We start from the raw sequence: 17,967 nt of genomic DNA, 5'->3' as shown, positions 1-17,967 counted from the left end.
TGTGAAGCGAGAAGCAATATGAGCCCCCGCGTCGGAGTGACGCTGTCGGGGCGGTATCGGCTGCAGCGGCTGATCGCCACCGGCGGCATGGGCCAGGTCTGGGAAGGTGTGGACTCCCGGCTGGGACGCCGTGTCGCGATCAAGGTGCTCAAAGCCGAGTACTCGACCGACGCCGAGTTCGTCGAACGGTTCCGTGCCGAAGCCCGCACGGTCGCGATGCTGAACCATCCGGGCATCGCCGGGGTGTACGACTACGGCGAGACCGACATCGACGGTGAGGGCCGCACCGCCTACCTGGTCATGGAGCTCGTCAACGGTGAACCGCTGAACTCGGTGCTCAAGCGCACGGGCCGGCTGTCGCTGCGGCACGCACTGGACATGCTCGAGCAGACCGGCCGCGCCCTCCAGGTCGCCCATACCGCCGGCCTGGTGCACCGCGACGTCAAACCCGGCAACATCCTGATCACCCCCACCGGCCAGGTGAAGCTGACCGACTTCGGCATCGCCAAGGCCGTCGACGCGGCCCCGGTGACGCAGACCGGCATGGTGATGGGCACCGCGCAGTACATCGCCCCCGAGCAGGCCCTCGGCCATGACGCCACCGCCGCCAGCGATGTCTATTCGCTGGGAGTCGTTGGCTACGAGGCAGTTTCGGGCAAGCGGCCGTTCACCGGCGACGGTGCGCTGACCGTGGCGATGAAGCACATCAAGGAGACTCCTCCCCCGCTGCCCGCCGACCTGCCGCCGAACGTGCGCGAACTCATCGAGATCACGCTCGTGAAGAACCCCGGCCAGCGCTATAAGTCCGGCGGACCGTTCGCCGACGCCGTCGCCGCGGTGCGCGCCGGCCGGCGCCCGCCCCGGCCCAACGCCGCACCGTCGATCGGACGCGCCGCGCCCGCCGCGGTCAAGCCGACCATCGCCCCCACGCCCGCCCAGCCGACCGGTCGTGCACCCGCGGCGACGTCACGCACCCGCACCACCGGCAGCCATCACCGCTCCGCCCCGCCGGCGCGCCGCACCTTCTCGTCGGGACAGCGGGCGCTGTTGTGGGCCGCCGGTGTGCTCGGCGCACTCGCGATCGTCATCGCGATCCTGATCGTGCTGAACGCCCAGGACCGCAAGGACCGCGCCCCCGCGCCGGCCACCGTGACCGAAACCCCGTCCGCGACCACCGAGACACCCGCTGCGTCGCCACCACTGACGTTCGACGACGACGGCGTCGTCCGAATGTGGGTAGCCCGTGCCGCTCAACCCGCGCTGCCCCCGGCCGCGCCGCACCACCGAGAACTGCGATGACGACGCCCCAGCACCTGTCCGACCGCTACGAAGTCGGTGAGATCCTCGGCTTCGGCGGCATGTCCGAAGTCCACCTGGCGCGCGATCTGCGGCTGCACCGCGACGTCGCGATCAAAGTGTTGCGCGCTGACCTCGCCCGCGACCCGAGCTTCTACCTGCGCTTCCGCCGCGAAGCGCAGAACGCGGCAGCACTGAACCATCCCGCGATCGTCGCCGTCTACGACACCGGTGAGGCGGACACGCCGACCGGCCCGCTGCCCTACATCGTGATGGAGTACGTCGACGGCGTCACCCTGCGCGACATCGTGCACACCGAGGGCCCGATGCCGGCCCAGCGCGCGATCGAGGTGATCGCCGACGCCTGCCAGGCGCTGAACTTCAGCCACCAGCACGGCATCATCCACCGCGACGTCAAACCGGCCAACATCATGATCAGCAAGACCGGTGCGGTGAAGGTGATGGACTTCGGCATCGCCCGCGCGATCGCCGACGCCGGCAACCCCGTCACGCAGACGGCGGCGGTGATCGGCACAGCGCAGTATCTCTCTCCCGAGCAGGCGCGTGGCGTGAAGGTCGACGCCCGCTCGGATGTGTACTCGCTCGGCTGCGTACTCTACGAAATGCTCACGGGTGAGCCACCTTTCGTTGGTGATTCGCCGGTCGCGGTGGCCTATCAGCACGTCCGCGAGGACCCGGTGCCGCCGTCGGCTCGCCACGCCGACATCTCCCCCGACCTCGACGCCGTCGTCCTGAAGGCACTGTCCAAGAATCCGGACAACCGCTACCAGACTGCCGCCGAGATGCGCGCCGATCTGGTCAAGGTGCACAGCGGGGAGCGACCCGAGGCCCCGAAGATCTTCACCGACGCCGAGCGCACCTCGCTGCTGTCGGCGACGCCGTCACGTACCGGCCCGGTGTCTCACCAGCCGCGCTATCAGCCGAAGGAACGTTCCGGATCGGTCGCCCGCTGGTTGGTGGCGGTGGCCGTGCTCGCCGTGCTGACCGTCGTCGTCACGATCGCGATCAACGCGTTCGGCGGGGAGACCCGCGACGTGCAGGTGCCCGACGTGCGGGGTCAAACCTCCGACGACGCCATCGCCGCGCTCCAGAATCTCGGGTTTAAGACCACCGTGGCGAAGAACCCGGATTCCGAGGTGCCGCCCGAACACGTCATCAACACCGACCCGGCCGCGAACGCATCGGTGGCCGCCGGTTCCGAGATCACGGTGAACGTGTCGTATGGCCCGCAACAGGCGGAGGTGCCTGACGTGTCGGGCCTGAGCTACGGCGACGCCGTCAAGAAGCTCACCGACGCCGGATTCAGCCGATTCCGGCAGACCACCTCCGCGTCGCTGCCCGAGCAGAAGGACCGGGTTCTCTCGACGGTGCCGCCGGCCAACCAGACGTCGGCGATCACCAACGAGATCACCATCGTGCTGGGCAAGGGCCCGGCGACGGCGGTGGTGCCCGATTGCACCGGCCAGACTGTCGAGGTCTGTCAGCAGGTGATGACGGCGTCCGGCTTCACCAAGAGCGTTCCTGTCCAGGTCGACAGCACGGTCCCCGCGGGTCAGGTCGTGGGCAGCGAGCCGGCCACGGGCCAGACCGTTCCGCAGGACACCGTGATCCAGATCCAGGTGTCGCGCGGCAACCAGTTCGTGATGCCCGACCTGACGGGCCAGTTCTGGACCGATGCCGAACCGCGGCTGCGCGCGCTGGGCTGGACCGGCGTGCTGGACAAGGGCGCCGACGTGCAGAACAGCGGACAACGCACCAACGCCGTCGTGTCGCAGACCCCGCCCGCGGGCTCCGCGGTGAACTACAGCGCCAGGATCACGCTGAACTTCGCGTCGTAGCGGCCGCCACGGCCGTCGCGACCTCGTTCTCGAGGCGGGCCACCAGAGCCTCGTCCGGCGCCGCACCACACTCGGCGAGCCAGTTGGCCAGCATGCGGTGGCCGCCCTGGGTGAGGATCGACTCCGGGTGGAATTGCACGCCGTGGATCGGCAGGTCGACGTGGCGCACGCCCATCACCACACCGCCCTCGGTCCGTGCAGTGACCTCGAGGTCGGCCGGCATCGTCTCGGGCAGGATCGTCAGCGAGTGGTAGCGCGTCGCCACGAACGGATCCGGGAGGCCCCGGAGAACCCCGCGGTCGGTGTGGAAGACCATGCTGGTCTTGCCGTGCAGCAGTTCCGGCGCCCGGTCCACGGTCCCGCCGAACGCCACCCCGATGGCCTGGTGGCCGAGGCACACGCCGAGCAGGGGAGTGGCGACCGCCGCGCAGGCATGGACCAGGGGGATGGAAGCTCCGGCCCGCTCTGGGGTGCCGGGGCCGGGGCTCAACAGCACACCGTCGAATTCGTCGGCCACCGCGGCGACCGCCGCGTCGGAGGAGAGGCGTTCGTCGTCGTTGCGCCAGACCTGCGCGTCCACCCCGAGCTGACCCAGGTACTGGACGAGGTTGAACACGAAGCTGTCGTAGTTGTCGACGACGAGAACCTGCATGCACCCAGGATACGGCCGAACGTCAGTAGCCCAGAGGTCCGATCGGTTGGGCGTACTTCATCGTGATCGGCGCGGTGTAGCCGACCAACTCCACCTCGCGCGCCTCTTCCTGGTAGCCGAGGCCGAATCGGACCGCGTACTGCTTGTACAGCGTCACCAGGGGCGCCTCGGAGAGCGCGCGCTGCATTGCCGCCGCATCGCCGATCGCGGTGACCACATACGGCGGGCTGTAGGTGCGGCCGTTGAGCAACAGGGTGTTGCCGACGCAGCGAGGCGCGGACGTCGCGATCAACCGCTGGTCCTGCATCTGGATGCCCTCCGCGCCGGCACTCCAGAGCGCATTGAGAACAGCCTGGATGTCTTGCTGGTGGACCACGAGGTCGTCGGGCGACGCATCGCGCGGAAATCGGCCCTGGGCGTCACGCTGGGCGTCGTTGAGGGTGACGACGAGGCCGGGGCCGCGCATCGGGGTCAGACCGGCGTCGGGGGCCAATGCGTCGGCGCGGCCGGAGATGGCGGTCAGCGCCGCCGCCGCGCTGGGGGAGCCGCCGTGATGGTTCTCGATCTGCGGGGACAACGCGTCGCGCTCGGCGGTCAGCCGATCCACCGACTGCTGCGTCTCACGGACCAGGTCGACCAACCGCGGCGCATCGCTGCGCCGGATCTCGTCGCCACCGGACACGCTGTAGGTCGCGCCGAGGAGGAGACCGGCAGCGGCGCAGACCACGGGAACACCCACACGCCAGCCAGAACGCGAACGAACAGTTCGGTCACGGGCGTCCATCGGTTGCGTCTCTCCAGGAGTCGAGGCTGATCGCGGCTGCGTTAGGCTCTGTCGTACATATCGTCGTCGTACACATCGTCCCTGCTTATCGTCGCACCGAATCGTCCGAAGGTACCCATGCCCAAGTCCAAGGTCCGCAAGAAGAACGACTTCACCATCAATCCGGTGAGCCGGACGCCGGTCAAGGTCAAGGCCGGTCCGTCGAGCGTGTGGTTCGTGGTGCTGTTCTGCGGCCTCATGCTGATCGGTCTGGCGTGGCTGATCGTGTTCCAGTTGGCCGGCAGCGGGCCGGATGTGCCGAGCTTCCTGCAGTGGATGAGCAACCTGAACGTGTGGAACTACGCCATCGCGTTCGGCTTCATGATCACCGGTTTGCTGCTCACGATGCGCTGGCGGTGACGAGGTCCCGGACCCGCCGTCGTGTGTCCGCGGTTGCCGGCCGTTCGACCGCCCGCAACCTGCACGTAACCAGATCACATCGATGTTATTCATCCCCATTGGGGATAGCACTTGTGGATAACGGAGTAATCCCCGGTAGGAGGGTGTGACTTGTCCACCCAGCAAACATCGTGGGGTCCACCGACGGCAGGCATCATCGGAGCCGCCGCAGTGGGTGTCCTGCTCGCTGTAGGTGTTGTGACGCTGGTCACAGACGTGCCGGGGCGCATTCTGATCGGCATTGCCGCGATCGGTTTGCTCGCGTTTGCCGCCCTGTCGTGGCGCGCTCGTCCAAAACTGGCAATCGACTCCGACGCTCTGATCTACCGCGGTTGGGTCACCACACGGCGGCTCACCCGCCCCGATATCAGCCTGATCCGCATCACGGAGTTCCGCCGGATCGGGCGCACGGTGCGGCTGCTGGAGATCGACACGACCGACGACCGGCTGCTGGTACTGAGCCGGTGGGACGTGGGAACGGACCCGCTACGGGTCCTCGACGCGCTGACCGACGCCGGCTTCGCGCGCGGCGCCGGTCGCTAGCCGTCTACGAGATCGTCACCGACTCGATGACGACCGGATCGGTGGGGCGATCGCTGCGGTCGGTCGCCGTGGTGGCGATGGCGTCGACGACCTTCTGGGACTCGGGATCGACGACCTCACCGAAGATGGTGTGGCGACGGTTCAGGTGCGGTGTCTTGCCGACGGTGATGAAGAACTGCGAACCGTTGGTGCCCGGCCCGGCATTGGCCATCGCCAGCAGGTAGGGCTTGTCGAACTGCAGTTCGGGGTGGAACTCGTCGGCGAACTGGTAGCCCGGGCCGCCGCGACCGGTGCCGGTCGGGTCGCCGCCCTGGATCATGAATCCGTCGATGACGCGGTGGAACACGGCGCCGTCGTAGAACGGTCCCGACGAGCCGCCCGACGCATTCTCGGTGCTGTAATCCTTGGTGCCCTGGGACAGGCCGACGAAGTTGGCCACGGTCTTGGGGGCGTGGTTACCGAACAGCGCGATCTTGATGTCGCCGCGGTTGGTGTGCAGGGTCGCGGTCGCGGTCTGAATAGGACTCGTCACGGAAAGCCAGTGTGCCACGCGGCTCTGAAGGCCAACCCGGCAGCGTGGGGTTGGCGGAGATGGCAGGCTGAAGCTCGTTGTCATCCGGTGCCGAGAAAGGTGGGCCATGAGCTCCAAGACCCGAGTCCGATTGACCCCGAGCCAGCGGCTCAGCCGAGGCCTGAAGTACTCGACGGTCGGGCCCGTGGACGTCACCCGCGGTGCTGTCGGCATCGGCGTGAACTCCGTGCGCTCGTCGGCGTCGTGGGTCGGCCAGAAGTACCGCAGCAGCCAGGTCGCCCAGCAGCTGAAGGACGAGCTCGTCGCCGCTCAGGAGGCGGTGGCCAACCTGCCCGAGACGCTCGAGAAAGTGCGCGCGCCGAAGCGCCGCCGCCGGCCCCGCCTGCTGGTGATCGCCGTCGGGGCGGCCGTCCTCGCCGGGGGAGCAGCCGCATTCTCGATCGCCCGCCGCTCGACGCAGCCGGAACCCTCGCCGCTGCCCCCGAGCGTCGAGGTCACCCCCAAGCCGTAGGCCGAGGGAGCGCGCCGTGACCATCTCGGTGTTCGACCTGTTCTCGATCGGCATCGGGCCGTCGAGCTCACACACGGTGGGCCCGATGCGCGCAGCACGCCTGTTCGCCGAACGGGTGCACGGATCGCTGGCCGACGTCACCCATGTGCGGGTCGAGTTGTTCGGGTCGCTCGGCGCGACCGGAACCGGGCACGGGACTCCCGGTGCGGTGGTCCTCGGGCTGGAGGGTGCTGAGCCCGAGACGGTCGATCCCGATCTCGCGCGGGTGCGGGCGGAGGAGATCCAGCGAGACGGCCGGTTGCGTATGGCGGGAGAGCACCCGGTCACCGTCGAGATCGTGATGTCGTTGCAGGCCATGGCTTTTCACAGCAATGGCATGGTGTTCACCGCCTTGGCGGGCGATGGCGCCCCGGTGGATTCTCACGTGTACTACTCGGTCGGGGGCGGCTTCATCGTCGACGAGGACGACACGGGGGCGTCAGCCGACGACGTCTCCGTGCCGTTCCCGTTCCGAACCGCTGCCGAGCTCGTCGCGCTGTGTGACGAACAACGCTGTCGCATCAGTGATCTCGTCATCGCCAACGAGCAAGCCCTCGGCGACGGTGGTCAGCTCCGGGACGGGCTGCTGCGCATCTGGTCGACGATGCAGGAGTGCGTGGCGCACGGCTTGAGCGCCACGGGGACGCTGCCGGGCGGGTTGCGTGTACGCCGGCGCGCGGCCGCCTTGGCCGCGGCCCTGGAGGCCGATCCGTCCGACCCGCTGTACGCGATGGATTGGGTGACGGTGTACGCGCTGGCGGTCAACGAGGAGAACGCGGGCGGCGGCCGAGTCGTCACAGCGCCGACGAACGGCGCCGCCGGGATCATTCCTGCGGTGCTGCACTACTACTGGCGCTTCGTGCCCGGAGCAGACGACGACGGCGTCGTGGAGTTCCTGTTGACGGCGGCCGCGATCGGACAGCTCTTCAAGACGAACGCGTCGATCTCGGGCGCGGAGGTGGGGTGTCAGGGCGAGGTCGGCTCGGCGTGCTCGATGGCCGCAGCGGGACTTGCGGCGGTGATGGGCGGTTCACCCGCGCAGGTGGAGAACGCCGCCGAGATCGGGATCGAGCACAACCTCGGCCTGACGTGTGATCCGGTCGGGGGACTGGTGCAGATCCCGTGCATCGAACGCAACGCCGTCGCGTCGGTCAAGGCGATCACCGCCGCGAGAATGGCGCTGTTCGGTGACGGCACGCATCACGTCAGCTTGGACACCGCGATCAAAACCATGCGGGACACCGGCGCCGACATGGCCGACAAATACAAGGAAACGTCACGCGGGGGACTGGCCCTCAACGTCGTGGAGTGTTGAATTGTGGAGCCTAGGAGATTCGAACTCCTGACATCTGCCTTGCAAAGGCAGCGCTCTACCAACTGAGCTAAGGCCCCTCGTCAGGAAGGTGCATCGGGAGGGTGTGCCAGATTTCGGGGCTGTGCTGGGTCCGCCACACCACCAGGGCGGCGGCCGCGGCAATGCCGGCCGCGAGGATCAGCATCACCTTCATCGATGTAGACCTTTCCGTGGGGCTAGGAGGACTCGAACCTCCGACCTCTTCGTTATCAGCGAAGCGCTCTAACCGCCTGAGCTATAGCCCCGTTGCACCGCAATCAATCGCACGGCCGAGCAGCGAGATTACCTCACCGACAAGCCGACTCCCAAACCAGCTCAGTCGCGGTCGGCGAGCGTGACCTCCACACCGCCGACGAGGTCGGTGGTCAGGTTGTAGATGAACGCCCCGATCGTCGCGGCCGCGGCCAGCAGCACGATGTTGACCAGGCCGATCAGCGCCGCGCCGCCGAAGATCGTGCTCGCCGACACCAGCTCGCCACCGGAGCTGCCACTCGCGCTGGTGAGCAGGTCACCGACGTTGCTGTTCAGCTTGCTCCACACGCCCATGCCGCCCAGCACGAGATACAGGAACGCCACCGCGATCATCCACACGAAGAACAGCGCCACCGACAGCACCAGCGACACCTTCAGTGCACTCCACGGATCCACGCGTCGGATCTGCATGCTGGCCCGCACCGGACCGCTGTGCGGCCGCGGACCCACCTGCACAGCCCTGCTCCCCGGGGCCTTCTGCGGAGGCTTCGCCGTCGACTCGGTCGGCCGCTCGACAGGCTTACGCTGCTGCGCGGACCGGGGCGGTCCGGACAGATCGGGAAGCTCGCTCGCATAAGCGCGCCCACCCTGAGCGTCGGTGCGGGTCGGCGGTTCCGGGCGATGGACGTCGGTGGCCGGCGCCTCGGTGCGGTTGCCCTCCGATCGCGACCCCGCCCGCTGCGGCTCAGGACGGTCGCCGTCCTGACGACCCTCGGGACGGTCCCCTCGCGGCGCCTGGTCGCTGTCGGGGCCACCGGCGATGAAGCGGTTCAGGCGCGCGTCCAGCCCGCCCTGCGCGTCGGGCGCCTGCTGCTGACGGGCCCGCGCCTGCGGGCCCCTCTGCCACGGCGGCACATCGCTGTGCTCGGCGGATCGAGTCGGTGCCTGCGGCGGCGGACCGCTGTGGCTCGGTGCCGGCGCGCCTGGCGCCGACCCGTTGCCGGTCCCGCCGGACGCCTCACCCGCACGCGGGTACCCCGGCTCGTTCGGTGAGCTCACTGACCGCTCCTCACTGCTCCGTCGTCGGCTCGTCGCCGATGTCGGTGTTGACCTCGTCGGTACCGTCGCCCTCTTCGGCGTTGCGGGCGATGGCGATCAGGGTGTCGCCGTCACCGAGATTCATCAACCGGACGCCCTTGGTCTGGCGGCCGGCCTTGCGAACCTGTCGCGCGGCGGTCCGGATGACGCCGCCACCTGAGGTGATGGCGTACAACTCGGTCTCGTCGTCGACGATCAACGCGCCCACAAGAGTGCCACGACGCTTGTCGAACATGATGGTCAGCACCCCCTTGCCACCGCGGCCCTGGACGGGGTACTCGTCGATCGCAGTGCGCTTGGCGTAGCCACCCGATGTCGCGACCAGCAGGTACGTATCCGGCTGGACCACGTTCAGCGACAGCAGCAAGTCGTCGCCGTTGAACCGCATGCCCTGCACGCCCGAGGTGGCGCGACCCATCGGCCGCAGCGCTTCATCGGTCGCGGAGAACCGAATCGACTGGCCGTTGGCCGAGACGAGCAGCAGATCGTCCTCGCTGGAGCAGAGCACCGCACCGACCAGTTCGTCACCGTCGCGCAGGTTGACCGCGACGATGCCGCCGGACCGGTTGGAGTCGAAGTCGACCAGTCGCGACTTCTTCACCAGCCCGTTGCGGGTCGCGAGCACCAGGTACGGCGCGTCTTCGTAGGTCTTCAGCTGGATGACCTGGGCGATGCGCTCCTCGGGCTGGAATGCCAGCAGGTTGGCGACGTGCTGACCGCGCGCCGTGCGGGACGCCTCGGGCAGCTCGTACGCCTTTGCCCGGTACACCCGGCCCTGCGTCGTGAAGAACAGGATCCAGTCGTGGGTGGAGCAGACGAAGAAGTGGTTGACGATGTCGTCCTGCTTGAGGCCGGCACCCTGGACGCCCTTGCCGCCGCGCTTCTGGCTGCGATAGAGGTCGGTCTTCGTGCGCTTGGCGTAGCCGGTCTCGGTGATCGTGACCACCACGTCCTCGCGCGCGATCAGATCCTCGTCGGCCACCTCACCGTCGGCGGCGATGATCCGGGTGCGCCGGTCGTCGCCGTACTTGTCGACGATCTCCTTGAGCTCGTCGTGCACGATGGCGCGCTGCCGCTCCGGCTTGGCCAGGATGTCCTCGAGGTCGGCGATCTCCGCCTCGATCTTCGCGAGGTCGTCGATGATGCGCTGGCGTTCCAGAGCTGCCAGGCGCCGCAGCTGCATGTCGAGGATCGCCTGGGCCTGGATCTCGTCGACGTCGAGCAGCTCGATCAGGCCTTGGCGGGCGACGTCGACGTTGGCCGACGCACGGATCAACGCGATCACCTCGTCGAGGGCGTCGAGCGCCTTGACCAGACCACGCAGAATGTGGGCCCGCTCGTTGGCCTTGCGCAACCGGTACCGCGTGCGCCGGACGATGACGTCCAACTGGTGGTTGACGTAGTGGCGGATCAACTGGTCCAAGCGCAGGGTGCGCGGCACCCCGTCCACGATGGAGAGCATGTTGGCGCCGAAGCTGGTCTGCAGCTGGGTGTGCTTGTAGAGGTTGTTCAGCACCACCTTGGCCACGGCGTCACGCTTGACCTCGACGACGATCCGTAGACCCACGCGGTCGCTGGACTGATCCTCGATGTTCGAGATGCCGGTGAGCCTGCCATCACGGACCTGCTCGGCGATGGAGGTGATGAAGTTGTCGTGGTTGACCTGATACGGCAATTCGGTGATGACCAGCGAGGTCCGCCCGCGCGAATCCTCTTCGACCTCGACCACACCGCGCATCCGGATCGAACCGCGGCCCGTGTGATAGGTGTCCGAAATCCCTTGCGATCCAACGATCAAGCCGTGGGTCGGGAAATCGGGCCCCTTGACGCGCTCGCACACCGCGGTGAGCGTGGCTTCCTCGTCGGCCTCGTGGTTGTCCAGGCACCAGTAGACGGCCTCGGCGAGCTCACGCAGGTTGTGCGGCGGCATGTTGGTGGCCATACCGACCGCGATGCCGCCGGAACCGTTGGCGAGCAGGTTCGGGAACCGGCTCGGCAGAACGGTCGGCTCCTGCACCCGGCCGTCGTAGTTCGGAATGAAATCGACTGTCTCCTCGTCGATTTCACGCAGCATCTCCATCGCCAGAGGAGTCAGCCGCGCTTCGGTGTTGTGGCTGACGAAACCGTTGGTGATGAAGGAATGGTCGTCGGTATCGACGCGCAGGCTGTACACAGGCTGCACCCCGGTGTCAGTGACCGATGCCACCCGCGCGTAATAGAAGCGGCCGTCGGTGAGGTCTGTCGCGACGTTCCTGACGTCCGCATCCGCAATGTGACTCAGAATCTCATCGCCGTCTCGCCGCCACCTGGAGATGCGATCCACGGCGTGCTTCCGGAGCCACTCCTTGTCAGTCCAGCGACTTCCGCATTCCCTACGTATGAACGATGCGAGGCCAGGGACCTGGTCCCCGTCGAGGCCAGCAGCCCGCTCAGGTAGCGCTGCCAGCAAGCCGATCAATTTCCGCTGCTTGGCACCACCGAATCCGACTCGAGCACTGAAATCTTCGGCATGTGCTCGATTGGTGATCGCAACCTTGTGCTCGCCCGTTGCGTGCAGATAGCGACGCGAAATCACGCCGAACTCGAGCAGCATCTGCTGCACGTCCTTCGCCAGCTGCCCGCTGCGCGTGGAGTACGACACCTGGATGGTGTTGCGCGGCAGCGCTGAACAGGAACCGTCGCCCTCGAACAGCGCTTGTAAGAACGCCCTCTTCACGGCTGCTGGCGAGTTCCACAACCATTCGGGTACGGCTTTCGCAGCAGAACGCTGACCGACAAGCTCAGCAAGGCGGCTTCGCCGCAGCGACGAGAGGTTGTGGACGTCCAATTCGAGCAAGTGAGATCCGGACGCGATCTGCCGTTCATAGACGTATCGGGCTCCGCCTACCACCGAGTCATAGGCGGCAACAACCATATTGAAGTAGTCACGATCGAGATTGTTGAAGCCGGCGCGAGTGTCACTGACGAAGCCCTCGCTGATGAACGCGCCGAGGAGCAGCGCTTCCATGACGTCGTGCCATTCGCCAGGACCGAACTCCACCGGGGGAGTCCTCTGCAAGACCACGCGATCGTTCGGAGCGATCTCCTCGATGAGCTTCCACAACAGCGTCGGTACGCCACCCACGTCGACAAGACACAACAGCGGGTGGTTCGCCGTACCGGTGACCTCGTAGCCTTCCGCGGTTCTGACGGTGAACGTCTGGTGTTCGCCTGAGTGGAAGAGCTTGTCGGCCAGCACAGGATTACCGTGCCGATCCAGAACCTTCATCTCGACGTCATTGTCAGAATTCGGTCGTGCACCGGGAACTACATCACCGATCCGCACTGTCTGACCGAACGGCAGGCGCACCTGCGCGTCTGCGGTGACGCAGTAGCGCATCGCGGCCGGGGGATCGTTACCCGGAGACCCGAAGTTGCCCTGCCCGTCGACCAGGGGGTACCGCAGCGACCACGGCTGCGCCATCCGGACCAGGGTGTCGTAGATCGATGAATCACCGTGCGGGTGATAGTTACCCATCGTCTCGGCGACAGACCGGGCGGACTTCGCGTGGCCGCGGTCTGGCCGGAAGCCCGAGTCGAACATGGCGTACAGCACGCGGCGGTGCACCGGCTTGAGGCCGTCGCGGACCTCGGGCAGTGCGCGGCCGACGATCACGCTCATCGCGTAGTCGATGTAGCTGCGCTGCATTTCCTGCTGGATGTCGACCGGTTCGATCCGGTCGCCGGCTTCGTCGCCGGGCGGCAGGGTGGTGTCAGTCATGGAGTTTCCTCAGCTGTGAGAGTTAAACGTCAAGGAAGCGAACGTCTTTGGCGTTGCGGGTGATGAAGCTGCGTCGAGCTTCGACGTCCTCGCCCATCAGAATGGAGAACAGCTCGTCGGCCGCGGCCGCGTCGTCGAGCGTCACCTGCCGCAGCACTCGCACCGACGGATCCATCGTGGTCTCCCACAGCTCCTTGGCGTCCATCTCGCCCAGACCCTTGTAACGCTGGATGCCGTCCTCGGCGTTGATCCGCTTACCAGCGGCGCGGCCCGCCTCGAGCAGCCCGTCACGTTCGCGGTCCGAATAGGCGAATTCGGGCTCGCTACGCTGCCACTTCAGCTTGTACAGCGGCGGCTGCGCCAAGAAGATGTGCCCGTTCTCCACCAGCGGCTTCATGAAGCGGAACAGCAGCGTCAGGAGCAGCGTGGAGATGTGCTGACCGTCGACGTCGGCGTCGGCCATCAAGACGATCTTGTGGTAGCGCAACTTGGTGAGGTCGAACTCGTCGTGGATGCCGGTGCCCAGCGCGGTGATGATGGCCTGGACTTCGGTGTTCTTCAGGACGCGGTCGATACGGGCCTTCTCGACGTTGATGATCTTGCCGCGCAGCGGCAGGATCGCCTGGAACATCGAGTCGCGACCGCTCTTGGCCGAGCCGCCGGCCGAATCACCCTCCACCACATACAGTTCCGACTTGGTGGGATCCGTCGAGCGGCAATCGGCGAGCTTGCCGGGCAGGCCGCCGATGTCGGTGGCGCTCTTGCGCCGCACCAACTCGCGCGCCTTGCGCGCCGCCATCCGCGCCTGCGCGGACGAGACCGCCTTGTTGACTACGGTTTTCGCCTCAGCCGGGTTCGCCTCGAACCAGTGTGTGAGCTGTTCGTTGCAGATCTTCTGGACGAACGACTTCACCTCGGTGTTGCCCAGCTTGGTCTTTGTCTGACCTTCGAACTGCGGCTGCGACACCTTCACCGAGATGACGGCAGCCAAGCCCTCGCGGATGTCGTCTCCGGTCAGGTTCGGGTCTTTCTCCTTGAGCAGCTTCTTGTCTTTGGCGTACTTGTTCACGACCGTGGTGAGCGCGGCCCGGAAGCCCTCTTCGTGGGTACCGCCCTCGTGGGTGTTGATCGTGTTCGCGAAGGTGTGGACAGACTCGGAGTAGCCGGCGTTCCACTGCATCGCGATCTCGACCTCGTGTCCGGGACCCTTGCCGTCGAAGTCGATGACGCTGGGCTGGATCGCGGTCTTGGTCCGGTTGATGTGCTTGACGAAGTCGACCAGGCCGCCGGGGTAGTGGAACACCCGGTGCTTGACCTTCTGCGGAGCGGCTTTCTCGGCGGCTTTCTCCTCAGCGGATTTCGGCGCTTCGGCGTGATCGCTGACGATGTCGTCGACGACCTCTTCCGGGGCGACCCGCTCGTCGGTCAGCTCGATGGTCAGCCCCTTGTTCAGGAATGCCATCTCCTGGAGGCGACGCGCGATCGTCTCGAAGTCATAGGTGGTGGTCTCGAAGATGTCCGGATCGGCCCAGAACCGGATCGTGGATCCGGTCTTCTTGGACGGCTCGCCCTTGCGCAACGTGCCGGGCACCGACTTGTCATAAGTCTGGTGCCATTCGAACCCGTCCTTGTGGATGTCGGCTTCGAGACGGGTCGACAGCGCGTTGACCACCGAGACGCCCACGCCGTGGAGACCACCGGAGACCTGGTAGGCGCCCTCTTCGAACTTCCCGCCGGCGTGCAGGACGGTCATGACGACGTCGATGGTCGGGATGCCGGTCGCGTGCATGGCCACGGGGATCCCGCGGCCGTCGTCGGTGACCTGGACACCGCCGTCTTCCAGGATGCGTACGTCGACCTTGGTGGCGAAGCCCGCCATGGCCTCGTCAACCGCGTTGTCGACGACCTCCCAGATCAGGTGGTGGAGTCCACGCTCACCGGTGGAGCCGATGTACATACCTGGCCGCTTGCGGACCGCTTCCAGACCCTCGAGAACTTTGATCGAATCGGCGCCGTACTCGGTGGGACCATTGTTCTTCTGGGCAGCCACGTTGAGCGGGTCTCCTTGGGTCTTGGGCAGGCAGAAGCCTGCACGGGGAATCTGACGACCCCCTCGCGGATCACCTGGATAGTCTACCGAAACATGGCGTCAGGGCTGACACTGGAACTGCGTTTTGACACACCTAATCGCGCCGTGCGTCGATTTTTCCGACTCCAGATAGGTCCAGACGCTTCGCGCGGCCGCCGATCACGTTCTCGCGGCTCTCAGCCATAGGTGTCACGCGGGCCCCGCCCCTGCACCCGGTAGGGGCCTTTCCGCCACGACGGACCCACCGGACCCACGATCTTGAGAGCCGTGACGACACCGTCCCCGACCGCCGCGGCGATCTTGGCCAGCAGTTGCGCCTGCACCATCCGCAACTGCGTGGCCCAGGCCGTCGACTCCGCGGTCACCGTGAGCACGCCTTCGGTCAGCGACGCCGGCACTGCGTGGTCCGCGATCTGCGCACCGACCACTTCATGCCACCTCCCGAACACCGCGCCCTCGGCGACTCGGCCGTTCCAACCGCGGCTGCGCGCCACATCACTGGTCGCCGCACCGAGGGTCTGAGGATCCCGCACATCGGGGCCGGGACCGGACCACCGGCGCCGGCTCGACGCGCCCGTGCGCCGAGGCGCGGGTGCCTGACGCCCGCGACCGACGTTCTTCCCCTGCTCTCGCGCGGCTCCGCGGGCCTCCTCGAGAGCACGCCGGACCAGGTCCATTCCCTTGAGATGGGCCAGATGCGCCGGCGGCTCGATGGAATCCTCTGCGTCGGTCATGACATCACCTCCGATACCCGGCCCTCGTCACCGTCGCGCATCGTGATCTCGATGCGTCGCGCATCCCACTCGCGCGGAATGTCTTCGGGCACTGCCGCCGTCACCAACACCTGCTCGGCGGTGGCTGCGACCCGCGCGAGAGCGTCCCGACGTGCGGTGTCGAGCTCGGCGAACACATCGTCGAGGAGAAGCACGGGGTCTCCTCCTTCTCTGCGAAGCAATTCGTACGCTGCGAGCCGCAGCGCCAACGCCATGGACCAGCTCTCGCCGTGACTGGCGAAACCCTTCGCCGGCTGATCGCCCAACCTCAGGTCCAGATCATCCCGGTGGGGTCCGACAAGACACACGCCCCGCTCCAGTTCGGCATCGCGGCGCCTGCTCAACGCGTCCAGTAATGCCGCCTCGAACACCTCGATGTCCGTATTACCCACCGCAGCTTCGGCTTCCACCACATCCACACCGCTGCGATATCGCACAGCTGCGGGCCTCGAGGCCGGCGCCAGCAACTGGTACGCCTTCTCCACTTCGGGCGCCAGCTCGTTGACCAGCTCCACCCGCGCGGCGATCAGCGCAGCCCCGTGGGCGGCGAGGTGACCGTCCCACACGTCGAGCGTCTCCAACGCCGAGCGGTCACCTCGGAACCGAGCACCGGAGGCCGTTTTGAGCAGTGCCGTGCGCTGCCGCACCACTTTGTCGTAGTCCGCGCGTACGCCGGCGATGCGGGGTCGACGGATCGTGGCGAGGTCGTCGAGGTAACGCCGGCGCTCGCCGGGATCCCCTCGGACGAGCGCCAGGTCCTCCGGGGCGAACAGCACAGCACGCAGCACACCGAGGATCTCGCGGGCCGACCGGACGGGGGAGCGGTTCAGGCGGGCCTTGTTGGCCCGGCCGGACGTGATGTCCAGGTCGACGGCGAGTTCTCGTCCGTCACTGACGACGATGGTGGAGATCACGGCACGATCGGCGCCCGCGCGGATCAGCGGCGCGTCAGTCGCAACGCGGTGCGAACCGAGTGTCGACGAATACCACAGCGCTTCAACGAGATTCGTCTTACCGAAGCCGTTCGATCCGACGAAGACGGTACGACCGGGGTCGAGCTCGATCTCCACCCGCGGCCAGGACCGGAAATCCGTCAGTGCGAGGCGACGTACGTACACCGGTTCGCCTCGCTCACCCGGACTCGCTCACCCTCTTCACCGCGTGCCCGCCGAATTGGTTGCGCAGCGCTGCCACAGCCTTCATGGTCGGCGAGTCGTCCTGACGCGACAGGAACCGCGCGAACAGTGACGCCGCGATACCCGGAACCGGTACCCGCAGTCGGATGGCCTCTTCGACCGTCCACCGACCCTCACCGGAATCCTCTGTGTAGCCGCTGATCTCGTTGAGATTCGGATCCTCTTTCAGCGCCTTGGCGAGCAGCTGCTGCAACCACGACCGGACCACGGTGCCATTCGTCCAGGCCTGATACACGGCCTGGGGATCCTTCACCAGATCCTCGGCGGCCAACATCTCATAGCCCTCGGCGTACGCCGTCATCAGTGCATATTCGACACCGTTGTGCACCATCTTGGCGAAGTGTCCCGCCCCGACGGGGCCGACGTGCACGAAACCGTCTTCGACCGGTCCCGGCGGCCGCAACGTGTCGAAGATCGGCATGGCCCGCGCGACATCGTCGTCGCTGCCGCCCACCATCAGCCCGTAGCCTTCGGTCAACCCCCAGATACCACCCGAGACGCCGGCATCGATGAACGCAATACCCTTCTGCGCCAACAACTCTGCGTGCGGCTTGTCTTCGGTGTAGCGCGAGTTGCCGCCATCGATGACGAGATCGCCCTCGGAAAGCACACCGGCCAACTCCGTGATGGTCTGATCGGTGATCGGCCCGGACGGCACCATCACCCAGACCACCCGCGGAGCCTGCAGCGCCGACGCCAGGTCCTCCAGCGAGGCGACATCGGAGACCTCGGGGCGTGGGTCGAACCCGACCACCTCGTGCCCGCCGTCACGCAGGCGCGACCTCATGTTGTAACCCATCTTGCCCAGGCCGATGAGACCCAGCTGCATGTCCGCGCCCTTCTGTCGTCAG

General features: G+C 66.8%; 16 protein-coding genes and 2 tRNA genes. 6 read left to right on the top strand and 12 right to left on the bottom strand.

The genetic code is table 11. The annotated features are described in order from the left end of the window. Positions 1 to 18: 18 nt before the first annotated feature. Positions 19 to 1,299, top strand: coding sequence for a protein kinase domain-containing protein (locus DMB80_RS19265; protein ID WP_111511323.1), 1,281 nt, complete (start codon positions 19 to 21; stop codon positions 1,297 to 1,299). After that, the gene (gene pknB, locus DMB80_RS19260) at positions 1,296 to 3,155 is read left to right on the top strand and encodes a Stk1 family PASTA domain-containing Ser/Thr kinase (protein ID WP_111511322.1); all 1,860 of its coding nucleotides are present in this window, start codon (positions 1,296 to 1,298) and stop codon (positions 3,153 to 3,155) included. The genes DMB80_RS19265 and pknB overlap by 4 nt, the downstream gene beginning before the upstream one ends. On the opposite strand, the gene DMB80_RS19255 is transcribed toward pknB, so the two are convergent. Together DMB80_RS19255 and DMB80_RS19250 are read right to left on the bottom strand one after the other, a co-directional pair. Continuing rightward, positions 3,133 to 3,807 carry an aminodeoxychorismate/anthranilate synthase component II gene (locus tag DMB80_RS19255; RefSeq protein WP_111511321.1) on the bottom strand — a complete coding sequence of 225 codons (675 nt, stop codon included), beginning with the start codon at positions 3,805 to 3,807 and terminating at the stop codon, positions 3,133 to 3,135. The genes pknB and DMB80_RS19255 overlap by 23 nt on opposite strands. A 22-nt stretch (positions 3,808 to 3,829) precedes the next feature. Beyond that, the gene (locus DMB80_RS19250) at positions 3,830 to 4,591 is read right to left on the bottom strand and encodes a DUF881 domain-containing protein (RefSeq protein WP_111511320.1); all 762 of its coding nucleotides are present in this window, start codon (positions 4,589 to 4,591) and stop codon (positions 3,830 to 3,832) included. Positions 4,592 to 4,708: 117 nt separating this feature from the next. Between DMB80_RS19250 and crgA the strand changes: the two genes are divergently transcribed. Continuing rightward, positions 4,709 to 4,990: a cell division protein CrgA gene (gene crgA, locus DMB80_RS19245; protein WP_046365546.1), complete on the top strand. Its 282-nt coding sequence runs from the start codon at positions 4,709 to 4,711 to the stop codon at positions 4,988 to 4,990. A 210-nt stretch (positions 4,991 to 5,200) separates the two neighbouring features. After that, the gene (locus DMB80_RS19240) at positions 5,201 to 5,572 is read left to right on the top strand and encodes a PH domain-containing protein (protein ID WP_240431271.1); all 372 of its coding nucleotides are present in this window, start codon (positions 5,201 to 5,203) and stop codon (positions 5,570 to 5,572) included. Positions 5,573 to 5,576: 4 nt separating this feature from the next. Here the strand turns inward: DMB80_RS19240 and DMB80_RS19235 are convergent, their stop codons facing one another. Further along, on the bottom strand, positions 5,577 to 6,122 hold the full coding sequence (locus DMB80_RS19235; RefSeq protein WP_172835723.1) for a peptidylprolyl isomerase: 546 nt from the start codon (positions 6,120 to 6,122) through the stop codon (positions 5,577 to 5,579). An 88-nt stretch (positions 6,123 to 6,210) separates the two neighbouring features. Here DMB80_RS19235 and cwsA point away from each other — a divergent pair, with 88 nt between their 5' ends. Then, positions 6,211 to 6,615 (top strand): cell wall synthesis protein CwsA, encoded by a 405-nt coding sequence (gene cwsA, locus DMB80_RS19230; RefSeq protein WP_111511318.1) that lies wholly within the window; start codon positions 6,211 to 6,213, stop codon positions 6,613 to 6,615. Between the two features lie 16 nt (positions 6,616 to 6,631). After that, positions 6,632 to 7,969, top strand: coding sequence for an L-serine ammonia-lyase (locus tag DMB80_RS19225; protein ID WP_111511317.1), 1,338 nt, complete (start codon positions 6,632 to 6,634; stop codon positions 7,967 to 7,969). 4 nt (positions 7,970 to 7,973) lie between these two features. On the opposite strand, the gene DMB80_RS19220 is transcribed toward DMB80_RS19225, so the two are convergent. The 9 genes from DMB80_RS19220 to gnd all read right to left on the bottom strand — a co-directional run bounded on the left by DMB80_RS19220 (position 7,974) and on the right by gnd (position 17,945). Then, a tRNA-Ala gene (locus DMB80_RS19220) sits at positions 7,974 to 8,046 on the bottom strand. Then, entirely contained in the window at positions 8,037 to 8,162 is a 126-nt protein-coding gene (locus DMB80_RS28845; RefSeq protein ID WP_276131558.1) for a hypothetical protein, read from the bottom strand. Before DMB80_RS28845 ends, DMB80_RS19220 begins: the two co-directional genes overlap by 10 nt. A 17-nt stretch (positions 8,163 to 8,179) precedes the next feature. After that, positions 8,180 to 8,253, bottom strand: a tRNA-Ile gene (locus DMB80_RS19215). Positions 8,254 to 8,323: 70 nt separating this feature from the next. Continuing rightward, complete coding sequence (locus tag DMB80_RS19210; protein WP_111511316.1) at positions 8,324 to 9,259, bottom strand: DUF3566 domain-containing protein; 936 nt, start codon at positions 9,257 to 9,259, stop codon at positions 8,324 to 8,326. Positions 9,260 to 9,269: 10 nt separating this feature from the next. Then, entirely contained in the window at positions 9,270 to 13,058 is a 3,789-nt protein-coding gene (gene gyrA / locus DMB80_RS19205) for an intein-containing DNA gyrase subunit A (protein ID WP_111511315.1), read from the bottom strand. Between the two features lie 22 nt (positions 13,059 to 13,080). After that, the gene (gene gyrB, locus DMB80_RS19200) at positions 13,081 to 15,108 is read right to left on the bottom strand and encodes a DNA topoisomerase (ATP-hydrolyzing) subunit B (protein WP_111511314.1); all 2,028 of its coding nucleotides are present in this window, start codon (positions 15,106 to 15,108) and stop codon (positions 13,081 to 13,083) included. Between the two features lie 215 nt (positions 15,109 to 15,323). After that, a complete protein-coding gene (locus DMB80_RS19195) occupies positions 15,324 to 15,881 on the bottom strand; it encodes a DUF721 family protein (protein ID WP_111511313.1) in 558 nt (185 codons plus the stop codon). Further along, positions 15,878 to 17,038 (bottom strand): DNA replication/repair protein RecF, encoded by a 1,161-nt coding sequence (recF, locus tag DMB80_RS19190; RefSeq protein WP_046365063.1) that lies wholly within the window; start codon positions 17,036 to 17,038, stop codon positions 15,878 to 15,880. The genes DMB80_RS19195 and recF overlap by 4 nt, the downstream gene beginning before the upstream one ends. A gap of 13 nt (positions 17,039 to 17,051) precedes the next feature. Continuing rightward, on the bottom strand, positions 17,052 to 17,945 hold the full coding sequence (gene gnd, locus DMB80_RS19185; protein WP_111511312.1) for a phosphogluconate dehydrogenase (NAD(+)-dependent, decarboxylating): 894 nt from the start codon (positions 17,943 to 17,945) through the stop codon (positions 17,052 to 17,054). Positions 17,946 to 17,967: the final 22 nt, after the last annotated feature.

Source organism: Mycobacterium kyogaense (assembly GCF_003254575.1).
Classification (GTDB): Bacteria; Actinomycetota; Actinomycetes; order Mycobacteriales; family Mycobacteriaceae; genus Mycobacterium; species Mycobacterium kyogaense.
This window is presented reverse-complemented; position numbering and strand designations above follow the sequence as displayed.